Source organism: Mesorhizobium sp. WSM4808 (assembly GCF_055811675.1).
On record NZ_JBVVQX010000053.1, the window covers coordinates 5,207 to 6,648 of the forward strand.

1 protein-coding gene and 1 pseudogene are annotated in these 1,442 nt (G+C 67.4%); both read right to left on the reverse strand.

The window, feature by feature from the left end; translation table 11 throughout:
* Nucleotides 1-131 precede the first annotated feature (131 nt).
* Nucleotides 132-455 carry a DUF736 domain-containing protein gene (locus AC0L2U_RS34535; RefSeq protein WP_473603675.1) on the reverse strand — a complete coding sequence of 108 codons (324 nt, stop codon included), beginning with the start codon at nt 453-455 and terminating at the stop codon, nt 132-134.
* Nucleotides 456-984: 529 nt separating this feature from the next.
* A pseudogene (locus AC0L2U_RS34540) lies at nt 985-1,442 on the reverse strand (chromosome partitioning protein ParB); the annotation flags it as partial.

The window sequence follows — 1,442 nt, forward strand, 5'->3', positions numbered from 1 at the left end:
CGGTTCGGGGGGGGCGTGTTTGGGCCACGGGGGGCGCCCGGGTCCGGGGTTCTTGGGGGGGGCCCCCTTTCCCCCCCGGGGGGGCCCCCCCCCCCGGGGGGGGGGGGGGGGGGGGCCCGGGGCCGATCGGATCAATCGGCCGGGTTCCAGATGATGGCGTAGGTGTCGTCATCGTCCTGGCCGGCGGCGCGGCCCAGATTGGCGTAGAGCTTGCGGGGCCCGAACTCCGGCGCTGCAATCGACAGGCTCACATAATCCTTGCCGGACGTCTCGCCGGTGCGGATCCAGCCGGCGCCAACTTCGACCCCTTGCGTCAGCACCCGGTAGTCGGGATGGTTGTCGGCGCTCTTGGCCTGGTTGGGGACGATGTCGATGTCGGCGCGGACGCTGAGCGTCTTGAGCTGGCCCTTGTAGGCGCCGTTTTCCTGCTTGTTGACGTAACCGATCGCGGTCATTTCGAAGTCTCCTTTTGCTGTCGCCGGGGACCATCCCCTGCGATGGCGGACCGTGATGGACGCGTCCGGAGCGCCTGAACCCGACAGGGCCGAAGCGCCAGCGGAGGACCCGAGCAGGCAGCTTTTTTGAAGCGGAGCGGCGCGAGGAAGCCGCCGCAGGCGGCGGGGAAAAAAGCTGCTGGCGAGGGTTTCGGGCGGCCGGACCCGTCCAAAGGTCAACAAGCCAGCCGCAGGGGATGGTCCTGGCACAGAGCATGGAGATCGTGGCAAGCGCGGTCGCTGCAGCCAGGCAGGAGAGACGGGATTTGCGGGACTGCGGCTGATGCCGTGGCATGCCGACAAGAGATCGTGCCTACGGGTCGGGCGCCAGAACAGGCATCCGACGGTCGGATTGATGCGGGATCAAGGCGGCTTGCCGGGCTGGATTGTGCCGCGGGGACGCGGGGGCCAAAGGTCTCGAACATGCGGCCAGTGCCGGGGTACGTTGCCGGGCGGCGGCCAACCTGGCAGCCGCCGCCCAGCGTGACGCCTATTGGCAGCCGAACAGGGACCGGACCCGCGCCCATTGATCGGCGGTTCGGAAGCCGCCTCGCTGCGTGTAGCTTTCGACCGGGAATTTCATCCAGCGCGGCAGCCAGCTTCCCACCTTCTCGCGGCCGTTCTCGCCGGAAAGAAAGTCGCGGATAATCGTCTTTTGCGTCTTCACCTTCTCGGCGACATTGCCGTCCGCGACAGGCTTGCCGCCGAGCTCGGCAAGCATGGAATTGGCAATTTCCTTGTCGCGCAACAGCTCGAAGAAGGCGTCGTCCGGTTGCCAGCACGCGGCGAGGTCGACATTCAGATGATTGCCGAGCGCCTCGATGACGGCGCTGCCGGCTTCAAGCGTCTCGGCCATGACGATGCCAAGGAGGCGCAGGACATCGTCGTCGGACAGCGTCAGCAGATGCGCAAACAGGGTTGCCGTGCCGATGTCGCCGCCATTGCCGC

Bases quoted from the DNA above. Each gene is read 5' to 3' on its own strand.
- AC0L2U_RS34535 (WP_473603675.1), bottom strand. From the start codon at position 455: ATGACCGCGATCGGTTACGTCAACAAGCAGGAAAACGGCGCCTACAAG.